Source organism: Gallaecimonas sp. GXIMD4217 (assembly GCF_038087665.1).
Taxonomy (GTDB): domain Bacteria; phylum Pseudomonadota; class Gammaproteobacteria; order Enterobacterales; family Gallaecimonadaceae; genus Gallaecimonas.
In genome coordinates this window covers 2,971,944-2,989,176 of record NZ_CP149925.1, presented here as the reverse complement: position 1 = coordinate 2,989,176, position 17,233 = coordinate 2,971,944, and the positions used below count along the sequence as shown (strand labels likewise).

The following is a 17,233-nucleotide window of genomic DNA, read 5'->3' as shown; positions in this document are numbered from 1 at the left end:
TGGTGCAAATGTAACAAAAGGTGAACAGTTGTGATCAATTCTGTTCCAGGCTGGCCACGAACTGTTCGGATTCGCGGATGGAGGCGTTCATCTCACTTACCAGGCGGTTGACCTGTTGTTCGATGCCGCGCAGCTCGCCCCTGAGGGCGCCTATGGCCCGGGCGTTGAGGTTGTGCTTGAGAAAGAGCACCTGGTCGCGGAACTTGTCCAGCACCGGATCCATCTTGGCCTCGGCCCGGCGCATGGCCCGCAGCAGGCGCTGGTAGCGCTTCTGGGTGTCGCGCAGGGTGCGGGCGGAGGCGGCCTTGAGGCTGGCAGAGCTGTACTGGTCCAGCTCGTCCTGCCATTCCTCGAACAGGGCCTCGGCCACGTCTTCGACGGCGTCGATGCGGTTGCGGACATCCTCGGCGGCCGCCTCGCTGAGTTCGAACTCGCTGCTCAGTTCGTCATAGCGTTCTTCCAGCTCGCCGGCGTCCACCTTGACCACGGCCCGGAAGTGCTCCAGGGCGGACTTGAACTGCTGCTGGGCATCCTGCTGGGCCTCGGAGGCGGACTCGACCCTGTCGGCCAGGATGTCGCGCTTGTGGATGCCGACCTTTTCCATGGTGGCGTAGTAGGCACTTTGGCAGCCCCCCAGCAGCAACGGCAGGGACAGGGCAAATGTCAGTAAAAAGGCGCGCATCTTCAGGGACTTTCCTTTATTCCGAGTGATTGGTGATAGAGTAAGAGTCAGGACACCCATAAGCAACATGAGCCCAGTTTGATGACCCTGCCGCACTGGTCCCGGGTGAAGGAGCTGATCAGCGGATTCACCCACAGGGTGAGGGAAGATCGCCTGACCCTTTACGCCGGATCCATGGCCTACACCACCCTGCTGTCGCTGGTTCCCCTGGTGGCGGTGCTGTTTGCGCTGTTTTCCGCCTTTCCCGGTTTCGAGGCCCTCAAGCAGGACATCCAGCAGTTCCTGTTCAACAACCTGGTGCCCACCGCCTCGGACGTCATTGCCAGGCAGGTGCAGGGTTTCGCCGCCAATGCCGCCCGCATGTCGGCGGTGGGGGTACTGGCGCTGGTGGTGGTGGCGCTGCTGTTGATCAGCTCGGTGGACAGGACCATCAACCAGATCTTCCGGGTCGGCCAGGGGCGGCGCTGGTCGGTGGCCTTTGCCATCTACTGGTCGGTACTGACCCTGGGACCGCTGCTGATGGGGGTGTCCCTGGCCCTGACCTCCTACGTGGTCAGCCTGGAGCTGTTCCAGGACGGGGCCCTGTCGGCCCTGCGCGGTTACCTGATCCAGCTGGCGCCCATGGTGGCGTCCTGGCTGGCCTTCCTGGTGCTGTACCTGCTGGTGCCCAACATGAGGGTCAGGGTCAAGCACGCCATGGCCGGCGCCGTGCTGGCCGCCATTCTCTTCGAGATCTCCAAGGAGATCTTCGCCTTTTACGTCACCAGTTTCCCGTCCTACCAGGCCATCTACGGCGCCCTGGCGGCGGTGCCCATCCTCTTCGTATGGATCTACCTGTGCTGGCTGATCGTACTGCTGGGGGCCGAACTGACCGCCTACCTGGGGGAAGTGGAGAAGCAACAACAACGGGAGGAGCCGTTGGATGCGGACGCTGTATCCTGAACTCAAGGCCAATGACAGCTTTCACCTGCCGGTGGGAGACGGCCATGAACTCTATGTGGAAACCTCGGGCAACCCGGACGGCCTGCCGGTGGTGGTGTTGCATGGCGGCCCAGGTGCCGGCAGCAACCCGGACCAGCGCCGTTTCTTCGATCCCAACCGCTTCCATATCGTCCTCTTCGATCAGCGCGGCGCCGGCCGCTCCCGGCCCCATGCCAGCCTCAAGGCCAACACCACGGCGCACCTGATCGCCGATATCGAGGCCATCCGCCAGCACCTGGGCATAGGCCAGTGGCTGGTGTTCGGCGGCTCCTGGGGCTCCACCCTGGCCCTGGCCTACGGGCAGGCACACCCCGAGAAGGTACTGGGCCTGGTGCTCAGGGGCATCTTCCTGGGTCGCCAGGAGGACATCCACTGGATGGTATCGCCCCGGGGCGGCTCGGCCCAGGTCTTTCCGGATCATTACAAGGACTTCCTGGCGCCCCTGGAGCAGGACAGCGAGCGGCTGCTGGAGCGCTACTACGAGCTGCTGACCTCGGACAACGAGCTGGCCCGGATGCAGGCGGCCAAGGCCTGGACCCTGTGGGAAGGGCGCATGTGCACCCTGATGCCCCTGGCCGACGAGTCCCCCTACCTGGAGCCTTCCGCGGCCCTGGCGGTGGGGCGGCTGGAATGCCATTACTTTATCAACCAGTGCTTTATGAAAGAGGGCCAGTTGCTGAACAACGCCCACAGGCTGGCCGAGCTGCCGGTGGCCATAGTCCACGGCCGCTACGACATGGTCTGCAAGCTGGAAAATGCCCTGACCCTGGCCGAGCACCTGCCCCAGGCCCGGCTGCACATAGTGCCGGCGGCCGGCCACAGCGCCATGGAGCCCGGCATCACCGATGGCCTGCTGAGGGCGGTGGAGCAGATCTACGGGGAATTGAAGCGATGATTGCCCTGATCCAGCGCGTGAGCCAGGCCAGGGTGGACATCGACGGCCAGACCGCAGGCGCCATAGACCAGGGGCTGCTGGTACTGCTGGGAGTGGAGAAGGGCGACGACGACGCCAAGGCCAGGCGCCTGGCCCAGCGGGTCTGCAACTACCGGGTGTTCGAGGACGACCAGGGCAAGATGAACCTCAATGTGGCCCAGGCCGGGGGGCGGCTGCTGGTGGTGTCCCAGTTTACCCTGGCCGCCGACACCAACTGCGGCAACAGGCCCAGCTTTTCCAGCGCCGCCGTGCCCAGCGAAGGCGAGCGCCTCTATGAACGTTTTATGGCCGACTGCGAGGCCCTGGGGCTGGGCGTGGAAAGGGGCGAATTCGGCGCCGACATGCAGGTCAGCCTCTGTAATGACGGGCCTGTTACCTTCTGGCTGCAGGTCTGAGGAAATAGCTTCGGGAGCCGTCCCTGGCGCTACGCCCGGCTCGCCCATCCCGAGGCTCGCGTGCAGCCGCACCCAAGCGGCGCTTGGGTTTCTGTCTGCACCCTTCTGGCTGCAGGTCTGAGGGAATAGCTTCGGGAGCCGTCCCTGGCGCTACGCCCGGCTCGCCCATCCCGAGGCCCGCGTGCAGCCGCACCCAAGCGGCGCTTGGGTTTCTGTCTGCACCCTTCTGGCTGCAGGTCTGAGGGGCCATCAAACAGACGAAAAGGCGCCATCGGGCGCCTTTTCTCTTTACGGGCGCTACTTAGCGGTTCAGGTAGGCGGCCAGCATCCACACCGTCTTTTCCTGCTGGCCGATATAGTCGCTCATCAGCGCGGCGGTGCCTTCGTCGCCGATGTCGCCGGCCAGGCTGAGGATCTGGCGCTGCTCGCTGATCAGCTGCTGGTAGGCTGCCAGCAGGTGGGCGACGCCGTCCTTGCCGTTGCTGACGTCCTTCTGCTCCCGGACCTGGGAGCGGGCGATGTAGTCGCTGAAGGCGTGCATGGGGCGACCGCCCAGGGTCAGGATCCGCTCGGCTAGCTCGTCCACCTTCAGCAGCAGATCGTTGTAGGTTTCCTCGAACTTGGCATGCAGCTCGAAGAAGTCGTCACCACGGACGTTCCAGTGAAAGCCCCGGGCATTCATGTACAGGATCTGGTAGTTGGCCAGCAGCTGGTTCAACTGCTCGGACAGCTGGGTGACGCCTTCCTGGTTCAAACCGATCAGGTTGTGATGACTCATGTCTTGCTCCTCTGTTCAACTCAGCCCTTAGTCTAGACGCGCCATGGCCTAACAAATAAACGGTTAAGCTAGATTTCATTAATCGGTAATGTAGATTGGTCGGTCTTGTCTATGCCCCTGCCCTGGGGTTAAATGCCGAACAGCATCTGTTTGGGAGCCCGTCCATGCACCTCGTCACCCCCGTCAGCCAGGATGATTTCGAACGCCTCTATTTGTTGCGCTGGCAGCTGCTGCGCCAGCCCTGGGCACAGCCGCCGGGCTCGGAGCGAGACGAGCTGGAAGACCAGGCCCACCACCGCATGCTGGTGGACGACCGGGGCGAGATCTGCGCCGTGGGCCGGCTGCACTGCCCGGACGGGCAAGTGGGCCAGATCCGCTATATGGCGGTGGCCGATGGCCACCAGGGCCAGGGGCTGGGCCGGCGCATGCTGGCCGCCCTGGAGACCCTGGCCGCCAGCCTTGGCCTTGAACGCATCGATCTCAATGCCAGGGAGACGGCCGTCGGTTTCTACCAGGCCCTTGGCTATGAGCTGGGGGAGCGGGCCCATAGCCTCTTTGGCGAGGTGCATCACTGGCGCATGGGCAAGTCCCTGGCCGCTCGCCCTGAGCAGGCCTGGGCCAAGGAGCTGACCCGTACCTGGCACGACACCATTCCCCTGGCCAGGTTCATGACCCTGAGGGTGGACAACTACGACGGCGAGCAGCTGCAGTGCGGCGCCGACTTTGGTCCCAACGCCAACCTGCACGGCACCCTCTTTGCCGGCAGCCACTATGCCCTGGCCACCCTGACCGCCTGGGGCCGGATCTGGCTGCTGCTCAGGGAAAACGGCCTGGATGGTGACATAGTGCTGGCGGACGGCCATATTCAATACAAGAGGCCCCTGGCGGAAACGCCGCGGCTGATCAGCGCCGGCCCCCTGGATCGCCAGGGCCTGGAGGCCCTGCGCAAGGGGCGGCGGGCGCGCTTCACGGTGCGCAGCCAGGTTTGCGGCCAGGGGCAGGGCAAGGCGGCCGCCTTGTTCGAGGGCCAATTCGCGGTGTTACCCAAGGAGACGAGCAGATGACAGACTGGGCCAAGCTGCTGGACGAACTGGAAGTCGAACTCAACGAGGAACTGGAGGGGCTGCGCCAGGCCGCTTCGGTGGTGACGCTGGATCAGCAGGCCCTGGGCCGGATCTCCCGCAACGAAGCGCTGCAGCAGCAGGCCATGGCCAAGGCCAACCTCCTCCAGGTGGAAAGGCGCCTGGGCCAGCTCAAGGCGGCCCGGCAGCGGCTGGCCGACGGCGATTACGGCTACTGCCTGGACTGCGGCCAGGCCATCGAAGAGGCCAGGCTCAGGGTGCGGCCGGAAAGCCCCTACTGCCTGAATTGCCAGGGGCGGCGGGAAAGCGCCTAGTCGTGGCCGACGGCCCAAGGCTATAATGGTGGGCCCTTCGGTCTTCTTGAACATCCATGCTGCTCCTGGCTTCAAGCGTCCTGGCCCTGCTGGCCGGTCCTCTCCTCTACCACTGGCTGTCCAGAAGACAAAGCTGGCTGGCCCTGCTGGACAACTTCATCTTCGTCGTCATCGGCGGCCTGCTGCTGTTCCATGTCATGCCGGAGGCCCTGCAACTGGGCGGCTGGCCGGTGCTGGTACTGCTGCTGCTGGGCGCACTGGGCCCGGGGCAGCTGGAACACCTGTTCAGCAAGGCGGCCAGGACCACCCATAACCTGACCCTGCTGGTGGGCGTGTCCGGCCTGGCGTTGCATGCCATGACCGACGGCGCCGCCCTGGTCGACGTGGATCGCAGCCACAGCGATGCCCTGCTGGCCCTGGGGGTGGTGCTGCACCGGCTGCCGGTGGGCCTGACCATCTGGTGGCTGCTCCGGCCCCATTTCGGCCGTGCCGTGGCAGGGTCTGTCCTGGCGCTGCTGATGGCCGGTACCCTGGTCGGCTACGGCATCGGCTTCCAGTGGCTGCCGCAGTTGGGCGATGCCCAGCTGGGCTGGCTGCAGGGCCTGGTGGCGGGCACCCTGCTGCACGTGGTGCTGCACCGGCCCTTCCATAAGGGCAAGGAAGCCAGGGCCTGGATGGCCGGCCTGGGCGGGGTGCTGGGCGCGGCCGTGCTGCTGCTGATCTCGGTGCCGGCCTGGCTGGGCTTCCATCTCCATCACGACCACGAGCTGGTGGAGCCGGCCCTGGCCACGGGGGCGGCCCTGGAGCGGCTGTGGATGCTGCTGCTGGCGCTGTCGCCCTGGCTGCTGCTGTCCTATGCCCTGGCGTTGCTGCTCAATCGCTGGCGGCCCTTCCGTCACCAACAGGCCGTGACCGACGGCTCCAAGGGCGCCTTCACCGGCATGGCCTGGGGGCTGGCGCTGCCGGTGTGCCTGCCGGACGCGGCCCGGGTCTATCCCAGGCTGCTGCAGCACGGCGCCAGGCCGCCCATGGCCCTGGCCTTCCTGCTGGCGGCACCTGTGTTCGGCATAGACGCCCTGCTGGCGAGCCTGGCCCTGCTGGGCCCGGAGCTGACCCTGTGGCGTTTTGGCGCCGTGCTGGCCCTGGCGCTGCTGTCGGTGGCGATCCTGATGCGGCTGGTGCCGCAGCTGCCGCCGCGCAGCTGCTACAAGCATGACGCCCAGGCGCCGCTGCGCTCGGCCTTCGAGATGGGCTATGGCCACCTGGTGGATCACACCGCCCCCTGGGTGATCACCGGCCTGGTGCTGGCCGCCACCCTGGCCCCTCATCCCATCTGGGAGGCCCTGGCCGTCCATCCCATAGGGCAGACCCTGTTGGTGCTGGTGCTGGCCCTGCCGCTGCACCTCTGTGCCACCGGCCTGACGCCTGTGGTGGCCATACTGCTGGCCTTCGGCCTGGATCTGGGGGCGGCCCTGGCGCTGCTGCTGGTGGGCCCGGCCCTGAACCTGGGGCTGCTCCGTTACCTGGCCGAGCAGCACAGCCGCCGCTTCGCCTTCGCCTACGGCCTGGTGGTGATGGCCCTGGCCGCGCTGCTGGCGCTCTTTGTCGGCCAGGGCCTTGGCCTGGCCGTCACGCCGCCGGCCCTGGACATGGCCGAGCTGAGTTCGCCCTGGCGCATTGCTTCGGCCCTGGCCCTGGTGGGCATCTTCGTCTGGGTCATGCTCAGGCGCGGCGCCCGGGGCTTCGTGGCCGAGCTGTGGCCCAAGGGGCTCAATATCAGCCCCCACCATCACCATTAGATCTTGCTCCCAAGTGCTTGTCCTGCTAAGGCTTTATCAGGACAAGCAACAAGGAAAACGCGATGAACCTGTTAAAACGGCTGCTGGCATTGGCCATCCTGCTGGTGGTGGCCTTCATGGTGATCGGCCTGTTCCTGCCCAGGGAAGTGCAGGTGGAAAGGCGGATCCATATCGATGCCGCGCCCGCCGCCGTCTATGCCAAGGTCAGTGATCTGCGCAGCTTCAACGACTGGTCACCCTGGTACGAACTGGATCCGCAGGCCCAATACCAGTATGAAGGCCCGGATGCCGGCGTCGGCGCCAAGATGAGCTGGCATTCCGACAAGCCCGATGTGGGCTCCGGCAGCCAGGAGATCGTCGAGGTCTCGGCGCCCGGCTATGTGGCCATTCGCCTGGACTTTGGCGACCAGGGCCAGGCCGACTCCTATTTCCGCATCCGCGAGGAAAAAGGCGGCAGCGAGCTGACCTGGGGATTCAGGGTCGACTTCGGCAACGACATCATGGGCCGCTACATGGGCCTGATGATGGATACCATGGTCGGCGGTGAATACGAGAAGGGCTTGGCCAAGCTCAAGGGCCAGCTGGAAAGCGAAGGCTGAGAAAAAGAAAAAGCCCGACAACAATGGCAAATGAGGGAAGAGGGGATTCTGCCAATGCGTTTTTGTTGTCGGGCTGCCTGATACTTGTGGTAACCCATAGCTACCCAGGCTAACACCATCTGTCATGCAGTCGGGACGTCGGCTGCATGACGCACGCGCGTACTGAATTCGGCAGGGCGGCCCTGCTTGCGACAGGCCGTCCCACCGGTGGCAGCCCTGCTTGCAACGGGCCGCCTCAGCACGGGATCCAATCTAACGGATTTTTCTAGGCATGAGAAGAGAAAGGGTTAAATTTTATGCCTAACGGCTTCAGCCATAACGTTTGCGTGGTGGGGGCTGGCTGGCTGGGCGCCCCACTAGGCATGGCCTTGAAGGCCAAGGGAAAAAAGGTGCTGGTGACCCGCCGTGACGCCCTAGCCCTGGCCCGTCTCGCGGAGCTGGGCCTGGCGGTGGCGCCGCTGTCATTGGAGACCGACAAGGTGGTCGGCCTGGGCGCCCTTGCCCATTGCGACACCCTGGTGCTGGCCTTCCCGCCAGGACTGCGGCGCGGCGGTGGCGAGGCCTACCTGGCCCGGATCCGCACCCTGCTGGCGGCCCTGCCCGGTACCCAGGTCCAGCAACTGCTGCTGGTGTCCTCCAGCGGCGCCCTTGGCCATGGTGACGGGGAGATGGATGAGACCAGCCCGGCCGAGGCCGGCAATCCCCTGGCCCAGGCCGAGCAGCTGATCCTGGAAAGTCCGTACCGGGCGGCGGTGATCCGCATGGCCGGGCTGTTCGGCCCGGACCGCCACCCCGGCCGCTGGCTGGCCGGCAAGACCGATCTCAAGGGCGGCGGGGCACCGGTGAATCTTGTTCACCAGCATGACGCCGTCGGCCTGTGCCTGGCCATCATAGAGCGCCAGGCCTGGGGACGGATCTACCATGGTGTCTGCCCGGTAACGCCGCCCAAGGATCAGTTCTACCCGGCCGCGGCACGGGCCCTGGGGCTGACGCCGCCGACCTTTGCCGACCAGGTGGGGGGCAAGAAGGTGCTGGGCGAAGACACGGCCAGGGCGCTGGACTACCACTACCAGGTGCCGGATCCCCTCAAATGGCTGGAGATGGCCTGAGCCCAGGGTTACAATCCGGCCTTTACCCTTCACCTATCCTAGCGGCAAAGACAGGACGGCTCAGTGAACATTCAAACCCTCCTCAATGACAAGATCGCCTCTGCCATGGTGGCAGCGGGCGCACCTGAAGGCACGCCGGCGGCGGTGCGCCAATCGGCCAAGCCTCAGTTTGGCGATTATCAGGCCAACGGTGTCATGGGGGCGGCCAAGCGAATGAAGCAGAACCCCAGGGAGTTCGCCCAGGCGGTTCTGGATAACCTGGACCTGTCCGACATCGCCGACAAGGTGGAGATCGCCGGTCCCGGTTTCATCAACCTCTTCCTCAAGCCGGCCTTCCTGGCGGCCCAGGCGGAGCTGGCTCTGGCCGACACGCATCTGGGCGTGAGCCGCGCCCAGCCCCAGACCGTGGTGGTGGACTACTCCTCCCCCAACCTGGCCAAGGAGATGCACGTGGGCCACCTGCGTTCCACCATCATTGGTGACGCCGTGGTGCGTACCCTGGAATTCCTGGGCCACAAGGTGATCCGCCAGAACCACGTCGGCGACTGGGGCACCCAGTTCGGCATGCTGCTGGCCTACATGGAGGAGCTGCGCGCCCAGGGCAACACCCAGGCCGAGCTGGAGCTGTCCGATTTGGAGACCTTCTACCGCGCCGCCAAGCAGCGTTTCGACGAGTCCGCCGATTTCGCCGACCGCGCCCGGGAGCTGGTGGTGGCGCTGCAGTCCGGCGACGAGTACTGCAACAAGCTGTGGCGCGAGTTCAACGACATCTCCCTGAGCCACTGCCACGAGATCTACCAGCGCCTCAACGTCAGCCTGAGCCGCGACGACGTCATGGGCGAGAGTGCCTACAACGACGATCTGGCCCAGGTAGTGGCCGATCTGGACGCCAAGGGCCTGCTGGTGGAAGACCAGGGCGCCAAGTGCGTGTTCCTCGACGAGTTCAAGGGCAAGGACGACGAACCCCTGCCGATCATCGTCCAGAAGGCCGACGGCGGCTTCCTGTACGCCTCCACCGACCTGGCGGCCATGCGCTACCGCGCCAAGGTGCTCAAGGCCGACCGCGCCATGTACTTCGTGGACCAGCGCCAGGCCCTGCACTTCAAGCAGGTGTTCACCCTGGCCAAACAGGCCGGCTTCGTGCCCGAGGCCATGAGCCTGGAGCACCTGGGCTTCGGCACCATGAACGGTGAGGACGGCAAGCCCTTCAAGACCCGCAGCGGCGGCACCGTCAAGCTCATCGACCTGCTGGTGGAGGCCGAGGACAAGGCCTACAAGCTGGTCGCCGAGCGTGATGCAGGCTTCAGCGAGGACGAGCTCAAGGAGATCGCCCATGCCGTTGGCATCGGCGCCGTCAAGTACGCGGATCTGTCCAAGCACCGCACCTCGGACTACATCTTCAGCTTCGACGCCATGCTCAGTTTCGAGGGCAACACCGCCCCCTACATGCTCTACGCCTACACCAGGGTGGCGTCCATCTTCCGCAAGGCCGGCATCGATCCCAGCCAGCTCCAGGCCGAGCTGCGCCTGGTCGAGCCCCAGGAGAAGGCCCTGGCCCTGAAGCTGGTGCAGTTCGAGGAAGCGGTGGACGTGGTGGCCCGGGAAGGCTGCCCCCACCACCTGTGCGCCTACCTGTTCGAGCTGGCCGGGCTGTTCTCCGGCTTCTACGAAGGCTGCCCCATCCTCAGCCAGGAAGACGAGGCCATCAAGGGCTCCCGCCTCAAGCTGGCGGCACTGACCGCCCGGACCCTCAAGCAGGGGCTGTCGCTACTGGGCATCAAGACCCTGGAGCGGATGTAAGCTTCGTCCTGAATGAGAAAAGGCGGCCTTCGGGCCGCCTTTTTGGTGTCAGGGCCACTGTCAGAGGGCTGCCAGCGAGCGGGCCAGCATGGCCCGGATCTGTTCGACGATGGCGATTTCCTTGTCCTTTTCGTAACCGGAAATCCTGGGGGTATGGATATGGCCGGACGGCACCGAGCTGCCCAGGTTGTTGCGCAGGCGGATGGCCCGGTAGGAAATCTCGTTGGAAAGGTAGCCGCCGCCGGCGCCGCTGACGCTGGTCTCGCCCTTGAGCTGGGCCAGGCTGGTCGGCGCCAGGTCGCCGCTCAGGGTGCCGACCTTGTTGTTGTCGTGGACGGGGAAGGGAGCGGTCTGCACCATGGCCGCCACCGGCAGGCTGAATTCCACGAACTCGGGCCCCCTGAGCGGCTTGCCATGAAGGCGCGGCGCCAGGGGATGCTCCTTGCTGGCGCCGGTCAGCACATTGAGGTTGTCCGGGGCGGCGGCGCTGCGGTTGCGGCCCGGGAAGCGCTCCAGGTCGAAGTCCTGGCGGCCCATGGAAATGGTCACCACCATGTCGACGCCGTCGTCCTTGTAATGGGGCAGCAGCAGGGTTTCGATCAGGCCCTGGTCGAAATCGGCGAAGCGCACCGGCACCAGGGCCGCCTCGATGCGGGCCTGCTTGCCCTGGTATGCGATGATCTGGCCATCCAGGCGCAGTGCCGCCAGGCCCGAGGGGTTGGACTGGCCGATGTTGCGGTCCAGGAAGAAGGGATCGAAGCCGGTGATCAGGATTTTTCCAATGCCGTCGTCGAAGCGGATATCGCTGATGCCGCGGCTGGCCCGCTCGAAGGCGTGCAGGTAGCGGTCCTTGGCTATGGGGGCCAGCTGGGCGGCCCTGAGCCTGGCCTTGCCGGCCAGGCGGAACCAGTACAGGGGCCTGTCGTCGCCCTCTGCCAGGGCGATGGCCTTGCCGACGGCAAAGCCTTGCGCGCCCAGGGCTTCGGCTTGCTCTGGGTGGCGGTCGAGTTCTTCGAGCAGCCCGGCAAAGGGGGCCCGCAGGCCGGGCAGGGCGGCCTCGGCCCTGGCCAGGCGGGCCTCTTCGACATTGGCCAGGGCAGCGGGCAACAACAGCAAAAAGCTGAGCAGGAACAGGGCAATACGCATGGCAGGGTCCGGCCGGTGGAGACTGCCAGCAGCTTGCCACGGGGGCGGGGAGACAACAAGGGGCGCCGGAGCGCCCCTGGTTCAGCTGTCCTTGCGGGCCTTTTTGCCGGCCTTGAGCTGCTTCTTGACATGGTCCATCACGGCGCCGGTGATGTCCTTGCCGGTGGCCCGCTCTATGCCTTCGACGCCGGGGGAGGAGTTGACCTCCACCACCAGGGGGCCGCGCTCGGAGCGCAGCAGATCCACGCCGGCCACTTCCAGGCCCAGGGTCCTGGCGGCCTGCAGGGCTATCTTGCGCTCCCGGGGGGTGATCTTCACCGCCCGCGCTTCGCCGCCCCTGTGGATGTTGGCCCGGAAGTCGCCGTCCTTGGCGACCCGTTCCATGGCGCCCACCACCTTGTCGCCCACCACGAACAGGCGCAGGTCGTGGCCGGCTGCCTCCTTGATGTACTCCTGGACCATGATGTTGGCCTTGATGCCCATGAAGGCCTCGATGACGCTCTCGGCGGCCTGGCGGGTTTCGGCCAGCACCACGCCGATGCCCTGGGAGCCTTCCAGCAGCTTGATCACCAGCGGCGCGCCACCGACCATGTCGATGAGGTCTGGGATGTCATCCGGGGCGTTGGCGAAGCCGGTGATGGGCATGTCGATGCCCTGGCGGGCCAGCACCTGCATGGCCCTGAGCTTGTCCCGGGAGCGGGTCAGGGCCGCCGACGAGATGGGGCTGTACACGCCCATGGCCTCGAACTGGCGCAGAACGGCGGCGCCATAGAAGGTGATTTCCGGACCTATGCGGGGGATCACGGCGTCGAAGTGGGGCAGATCCTGGCCGCGGCTGTGCATGGCCGGGCCGCCGGCGTTGATGCTCATGTAGCTGTTGACGGGATTCACCACCATGGCTTCCATCCCGCGTTCCTCTGCTGCGGCGATCAGGCGCTTGGTGGAATGCAGCTCGGGATTGGCGGAAAGGATGGCAATTCTCATAGTTACTCCAGGGCGCCCCGGGGCGCGAACATAAAAAAGGGCAGCGCAAGGCTGCCCTTGGTGTCATTCAGCTGAGCCTAGTCGTCGCTGTCGTCGGCATCGTCGTAGACGACGGTCGAACGGCTGCTCACCCAGTCGTTGCTGGCCGTAAACAGCTTGTGCTTGCGGCCAAGTACCTGGCGGTACTTGCTCCAGAGCTTTTCCAGGGACGAACTCGGTTGGCGGACGCCCTGGCAGACGGCCAGGAACTGGTGCTCTTCGGCGGTGGCGGGCTCGCGCAGGCCGGTTTCCAGGGCCAGCAGCGCTTCGCCATGCATTTCCAGCAGCTCGGCCTCGGTGCGGGTGAAATCACCGCTGCGGGCGAAACCCCGGGGATAATGCTTGTGGTCACAGAAGCGCTTTTGGCTGACGAAGCTGTTGCTCATAAACACCTCCAATGCAATTCGCGTGGAGTATTGCCGACGCCTTTTCAGGGGTAAAACAAAAAGTTTTTATCGTCGGCATAAGCAAAAATTGTCGAACCTCAGCCCTGTTCGGACAGCAGGGCCTGGACGGCCCTGAGCTTGTCCTTGAGGCGGCCGCGGTTGTCCGGCCCCATGCGCAGCAGCAGTTTCTGGATGGGTTTGAGGGCTTCCAGCTCCGGGTCGGCGTACTGGTACAGCACCCTGGGCTGGCTGAGACGGATGGGCTCCAGGGGCTCAGGGGTGGCCAGCAGCAGCGCCATGGTCTTGTCCAGGTTGGCGGTGAAGGCGTCGGCGGGCAGGCCCAGCTCCTGGTAGGCGGCCGAGAACAGCGGGCCGAAGCGGGCCAGGAAGGCGCCCAGCAGCCGATCGTCCACCGCCACCAGGGCGTCCACATAGGGGGTGAAGCGCCGGTAGCTTTCCGGATCCATATAGATGCCGTCGTCCAGGCGCAGGATCTCGAAGGAGGAGGCCGGCGGGGCGATCAGCTTCTGCCGGGGCGGCAGGTAGCCGTCGGCCAGGGTGACGCTGTACTGGGCCATCTTGCGCACCAGCTCCGCCTCCTGCAGGCGCAAGGGAGCGCCTTCGGGCAGCAGCGACCGCAGCTCGGCGCGCACCAGTTCATCGCTCTGGCCCAGGGGCGGCAAGGGCTCGGGCTCTGGCTCGGGGACCACCTCGGGCTCCGGTGCCTCTTGCTGGGCCTGCACCGGCTCGACCGGCTCCTGCTCAGGCTCGACCTCGGCCTGCACGTCCTCGGCCTCCATGACAGGCTCGGGCGCCACGGGCAGCGGCTCGACCACCGGCTGAGGCGCCGGCTCGGGCTCGCCCTGCTGGCTCCAGAACCAGTAGGCGCCGGCGCCCGCCGCCAGCACCAGGGCCACGACCACGGGCACCAGGGGACTGGTCTGCTTGTCCTGCTGGGTCTTTCTGGGTTCGGCTTGCATCTTGCCTCCTGCTACCAATACTGCTCGACTGTGACCTGGCCCGGTTTGCGGCGCAGGTTCTTGGATAGGCCCTTCTCGGCCAGGGCGGCCTGGGCGTCGCGGATCATGTCCGGGTTGCCGCACAACATTACCTGGGCGCCATTATCCAGTTTGTCACCCAGGGCGGCCTCAAGTTCACCGCTTTCGATCAGGGCCGGCAGGCGCCGGCTCAGCGCGCCGGGATAGGCTTCCCGGGTGACCACCGGCAGGTAGGTGAGCCCTTGCCCACGGGCCTGCTGCCAGTTTGCGATCCAGTCTCGGTAGGCCAGATCGGCGCCGAAACGCACGCCGTGGACCAGGTGGATGCGCCGGAACCTTTGCCAGGGGACCTCGGTGGCCAGCATCGACAGGTAAGGCCCTATGCCGGTACCCGTGCTGAGCAGCCAGAGGCTGTCAGCGTCCGGCACTTCGTCCAGGGTGAAGAAGCCGCTGGCGGGCTGGCTGACCTGGATGCCGTCGCCGGCCCTGAGGCCGTGCAGGGCCGGGGAAAGCCGGCCGCCGTCCACGTCCGTGACCAGGAACTCCAGGATGTCGTCACCCGGTCCGTTGACCAGGGAGTAGGCGCGCTGGGCCCGGCCCTGGGGCAGCTCAAGGGCCAGCCTGACGAACTGTCCGGCAATGAAATCGAAGGGCTCGGCCTTCACCCTGAGGCTGAACAGTTGTTCTGTCCAGGCCCTGTTCTCGATGACCTCGGCGTCTAGCCAGCGTGCCATGGCACCTCCTTACAACCAGTTGAGCCAGGATAACGGCGACTTGCTGATCGCAACCCCAACCATGTAGGCAAAGGTCAGCACCGCGCCCAGGGCGCTGGCGGCCCTGAGCCCGGGGGTGGGGGCGCGCTTGATGGCCAGGGTGCCCAGAGCGATATAGAGCAGCAGCGCCAGCACCTTGGCGGTGAGCCAGTGGTGCACGAAGGGGTACTGATGCAGCAGCATCATCAGATACAGGCCGGCCAGCAACAGGCCGGTATCGATTATGTGGGGTGCGACCCGGGCCCATTTGGGAATGCGTCCCGGGTCGGGAATGGCCCTGATGGCGCGCCAGATAAAGAGGGCCAGGCTCAGGAAGGCCAGGCTCTGGTGGAGGTGTTTTATGGCCAAGTAACTCACTTGGTCCCCCTGTCCATAGCAATATGGCTTCCAAAGTAGCACGGTACCGACGGCGCCTCCATAGCTGACAGCGGGAGACGCAGCGGCTAGCATAGCGGCATGAAAATGAAGCTTTTTTTGCTCTGCGCCCTGCTGCTGGCCCCGCTGCTGGCCACGGCTGTCGACGAGAGCCGTTTCCCCAGGATGCTGGGGCCCAAGCTGGACCGGGCTCAAGGGCTGCTGGACAAGCAGCGCCACCAGGAGGCCCGGGTTCTGTTGCAGGAACTGGCCGCCCAGCTGCCGGAGGACGCCAGCTCCGTGGAGGCGGCCAGGCTCTACCATCTGCTGGCGACATCCCTGAGCGGCCTGCGCAGCATGGAAGAAGCCTATGAGGCCGCCCTCAAGGCAGAAGAGGTACTGCTGTCCAGCGCCGTGGAAGCGCCAAAACTGCTGGCCGAGATCTACCTGCATCTGACCAAGCTGATGGGCCACTTTGAGTCTTGGGAGCAGGCCAGCCAATATGCCAGGCAGGCACTGGCCCTGGGGCGCCGTATCGGTGATCTGCAGATCCAGGCCCAGGCCCATATCAAGCTGGCCGATAACTTCCGGGCCACGGGCGACCGCCTGGCGGCCCTGGAAATGTACCGGCAGGGAGCAGAGCTGGCGGGGCAGGGTGGCTTCATGGAGGAGATGATCACCGCCAGGGGACTCAGTGCCACGACCAGCCAGATCATGGGTCAGTCAGGCCTGGAGATTGTTAGCCAGTTGCTGGATGTGGCCGGCCGGGAAGAGCTGTCTCCGTTGATGAAGGCCAAGGCCCAGATTTACCTGGGCACCGTCCAGTTTTATCGCCAGGAATACGAGCTGGCCCTGGATGCCTTCCTTTCCGCCCGCGATTGGCTGTCGGGGAGCGAACACCACAACTGGATCGGCCTGGTGGAAGGCAATATCGGCGAAACCTATATGGCCCTCGAGCAGTGGGACAGGGCCAGGTTCTACCTGTTGTCTGCCATGGAGCACCACGGGAAGGCCAACATGGTCCACTGGCGCCTGGACAGCATGATGATGCTGGCCAGGATCGAAGCCTCCCAGGGCAACACAAAGGCGCATCGCGACTGGCTCGAGAAGGTGCTGGCGACCCAGAACTCCACCCAGAGCCTGAAGCAGCAAAGGCTGGTTGCCCAGGCCCATGAAGAGCTGGCGGCATTGACCAGGGGTAAAGAGCGGGAAGTACATCAGCAGCAGGCCCTGGCCATCAACAAGGCCCTAGGGGAGCGGTTGCAGCAGGAAAAGCAGTCCGCGGAGCGCCGGGTGCTGGCCCTGCTGCAGCAGGAGGATGCCGAAGACACCTTGCCCAGAGCCGAGCCGAACATGGCCCCCTGGTACGGCGGCCTGGCGGCAATGGGGCTGCTGAGCACCTTGCTGGTGATGGGGATGAGGCGGCAGTCGGCGCAGATAGAAAGGCTCAATGCGTTGTCGCTGAGGCCATTCTCCGAGCTGCCCCACAGCAAGGCCACCACCCTGGCGCTGTCCCGGCTGCTGCAAAAGGGCCACGACATGACCCTGCTGTTCTTCTCCCCGGATTTCAACAGCGAACCTTACTACGGCAGCGGCTACCTGCAGGGCAAGGACTGGCAGGCGGCCCTGGCGGCGACGCTGCGCCAGCAGTATCCCCAGGCGCTGCTGGTGGCCGAGCCGGATGCCTTCTGCTATCTGGTGGTGTTGCCGGGGGCCCTGGAGGTGGACGGCCTGGCCGAACGCCATGGCGACATCGATGCCCGGCTCAGGGTGGTGTGCCCGGCGGTGACGGGGGTGCGCCTGGCGGCGCTGAACTACCCCTTCTTCCCCCATATCAGCCGCTCACCGGATCCGTCCCTGGCCATCGAATTCCTGCTGCTGTCCCTGCACCTGGCCAGGCAGCTGCCGGCCCCGGGCTGGCTGTGCCTGAGGCCCCTGCCGGTGGTCAGCGACCTGCTCGAGGACGGGCCCTGCCGGGATCGTATCCTGGAGGCCCTGGACAAGGGGCTGATCACCCTGTCGGCGGGTACGCCCGAGCCCATCAGGTGGTTTCCTCCACAAGAAAAACCATAATGACCCC

Annotated in this window: 18 protein-coding genes; 10 read left to right on the top strand and 8 right to left on the bottom strand. The window is 65.5% G+C overall.

Annotated features, from left to right (window positions below; translation table 11 throughout):
- Positions 1-34: 34 nt before the first annotated feature.
- Positions 35-682, bottom strand: coding sequence for a DUF2959 domain-containing protein (locus tag WDB71_RS14515; RefSeq protein ID WP_341502313.1), 648 nt, complete (start codon positions 680-682; stop codon positions 35-37).
- Between the two features lie 81 nt (positions 683-763).
- Between WDB71_RS14515 and WDB71_RS14510 the strand changes: the two genes are divergently transcribed.
- From WDB71_RS14510 to dtd, 3 genes are read left to right on the top strand one after another with little or no spacing between them, the layout of a single operon-like run.
- Positions 764-1,624, top strand: a complete 861-nt coding sequence (locus WDB71_RS14510) for a virulence factor BrkB family protein (RefSeq protein ID WP_341502312.1) — start codon at positions 764-766, stop codon at positions 1,622-1,624.
- A complete protein-coding gene (pip, locus tag WDB71_RS14505; protein WP_341502311.1) occupies positions 1,605-2,558 on the top strand; it encodes a prolyl aminopeptidase in 954 nt (317 codons plus the stop codon). The genes WDB71_RS14510 and pip overlap by 20 nt, the downstream gene beginning before the upstream one ends.
- Positions 2,555-2,992, top strand: coding sequence for a D-aminoacyl-tRNA deacylase (gene dtd, locus WDB71_RS14500; RefSeq protein WP_341502310.1), 438 nt, complete (start codon positions 2,555-2,557; stop codon positions 2,990-2,992). The genes pip and dtd overlap by 4 nt, the downstream gene beginning before the upstream one ends.
- Before the next feature lie 301 nt (positions 2,993-3,293).
- Here dtd and WDB71_RS14495 read toward each other — a convergent pair whose 3' ends face one another.
- On the bottom strand, positions 3,294-3,770 hold the full coding sequence (locus WDB71_RS14495; RefSeq protein ID WP_341502309.1) for a Dps family protein: 477 nt from the start codon (positions 3,768-3,770) through the stop codon (positions 3,294-3,296).
- Between the two features lie 164 nt (positions 3,771-3,934).
- On the opposite strand from WDB71_RS14495, the gene WDB71_RS14490 reads away from it, so the two are divergent.
- The 6 genes from WDB71_RS14490 to argS all read left to right on the top strand — a co-directional run bounded on the left by WDB71_RS14490 (position 3,935) and on the right by argS (position 10,473).
- The gene (locus tag WDB71_RS14490; RefSeq protein ID WP_341502308.1) at positions 3,935-4,834 is read left to right on the top strand and encodes a bifunctional GNAT family N-acetyltransferase/hotdog fold thioesterase; all 900 of its coding nucleotides are present in this window, start codon (positions 3,935-3,937) and stop codon (positions 4,832-4,834) included.
- Positions 4,831-5,166 carry a TraR/DksA C4-type zinc finger protein gene (locus WDB71_RS14485; RefSeq protein ID WP_341502307.1) on the top strand — a complete coding sequence of 112 codons (336 nt, stop codon included), beginning with the start codon at positions 4,831-4,833 and terminating at the stop codon, positions 5,164-5,166. Before WDB71_RS14490 ends, WDB71_RS14485 begins: the two co-directional genes overlap by 4 nt.
- A gap of 56 nt (positions 5,167-5,222) precedes the next feature.
- A complete protein-coding gene (locus tag WDB71_RS14480) occupies positions 5,223-6,965 on the top strand; it encodes a permease (RefSeq protein ID WP_341502306.1) in 1,743 nt (580 codons plus the stop codon).
- 62 nt (positions 6,966-7,027) lie between these two features.
- Positions 7,028-7,564 carry an SRPBCC family protein gene (locus tag WDB71_RS14475; RefSeq protein ID WP_341502305.1) on the top strand — a complete coding sequence of 179 codons (537 nt, stop codon included), beginning with the start codon at positions 7,028-7,030 and terminating at the stop codon, positions 7,562-7,564.
- Positions 7,565-7,953: 389 nt separating this feature from the next.
- Entirely contained in the window at positions 7,954-8,673 is a 720-nt protein-coding gene (locus WDB71_RS14470) for a hypothetical protein (RefSeq protein ID WP_341502304.1), read from the top strand.
- A 63-nt stretch (positions 8,674-8,736) separates the two neighbouring features.
- Positions 8,737-10,473 carry an arginine--tRNA ligase gene (gene argS, locus WDB71_RS14465; protein ID WP_341502303.1) on the top strand — a complete coding sequence of 579 codons (1,737 nt, stop codon included), beginning with the start codon at positions 8,737-8,739 and terminating at the stop codon, positions 10,471-10,473.
- 60 nt (positions 10,474-10,533) lie between these two features.
- On the opposite strand, the gene WDB71_RS14460 is transcribed toward argS, so the two are convergent.
- The 6 genes from WDB71_RS14460 to WDB71_RS14435 all read right to left on the bottom strand — a co-directional run bounded on the left by WDB71_RS14460 (position 10,534) and on the right by WDB71_RS14435 (position 15,156).
- Positions 10,534-11,619, bottom strand: a complete 1,086-nt coding sequence (locus WDB71_RS14460) for a hypothetical protein (protein ID WP_341502302.1) — start codon at positions 11,617-11,619, stop codon at positions 10,534-10,536.
- Positions 11,620-11,700: 81 nt separating this feature from the next.
- On the bottom strand, positions 11,701-12,603 hold the full coding sequence (gene rimK, locus WDB71_RS14455) for a 30S ribosomal protein S6--L-glutamate ligase (RefSeq protein WP_341502301.1): 903 nt from the start codon (positions 12,601-12,603) through the stop codon (positions 11,701-11,703).
- Between the two features lie 77 nt (positions 12,604-12,680).
- Entirely contained in the window at positions 12,681-13,028 is a 348-nt protein-coding gene (locus tag WDB71_RS14450; RefSeq protein WP_341502300.1) for a DUF413 domain-containing protein, read from the bottom strand.
- 98 nt (positions 13,029-13,126) lie between these two features.
- The gene (locus tag WDB71_RS14445; protein ID WP_341502299.1) at positions 13,127-14,008 is read right to left on the bottom strand and encodes a DUF3014 domain-containing protein; all 882 of its coding nucleotides are present in this window, start codon (positions 14,006-14,008) and stop codon (positions 13,127-13,129) included.
- An 11-nt stretch (positions 14,009-14,019) separates the two neighbouring features.
- On the bottom strand, positions 14,020-14,760 hold the full coding sequence (locus WDB71_RS14440) for a ferredoxin--NADP reductase (protein WP_341502298.1): 741 nt from the start codon (positions 14,758-14,760) through the stop codon (positions 14,020-14,022).
- Between the two features lie 9 nt (positions 14,761-14,769).
- The gene (locus WDB71_RS14435) at positions 14,770-15,156 is read right to left on the bottom strand and encodes a SirB2 family protein (RefSeq protein ID WP_341502297.1); all 387 of its coding nucleotides are present in this window, start codon (positions 15,154-15,156) and stop codon (positions 14,770-14,772) included.
- 99 nt (positions 15,157-15,255) lie between these two features.
- On the opposite strand from WDB71_RS14435, the gene WDB71_RS14430 reads away from it, so the two are divergent.
- Complete coding sequence (locus WDB71_RS14430; protein WP_341502296.1) at positions 15,256-17,226, top strand: hypothetical protein; 1,971 nt, start codon at positions 15,256-15,258, stop codon at positions 17,224-17,226.
- The last annotated feature ends 7 nt before the right edge of the window (positions 17,227-17,233 follow it).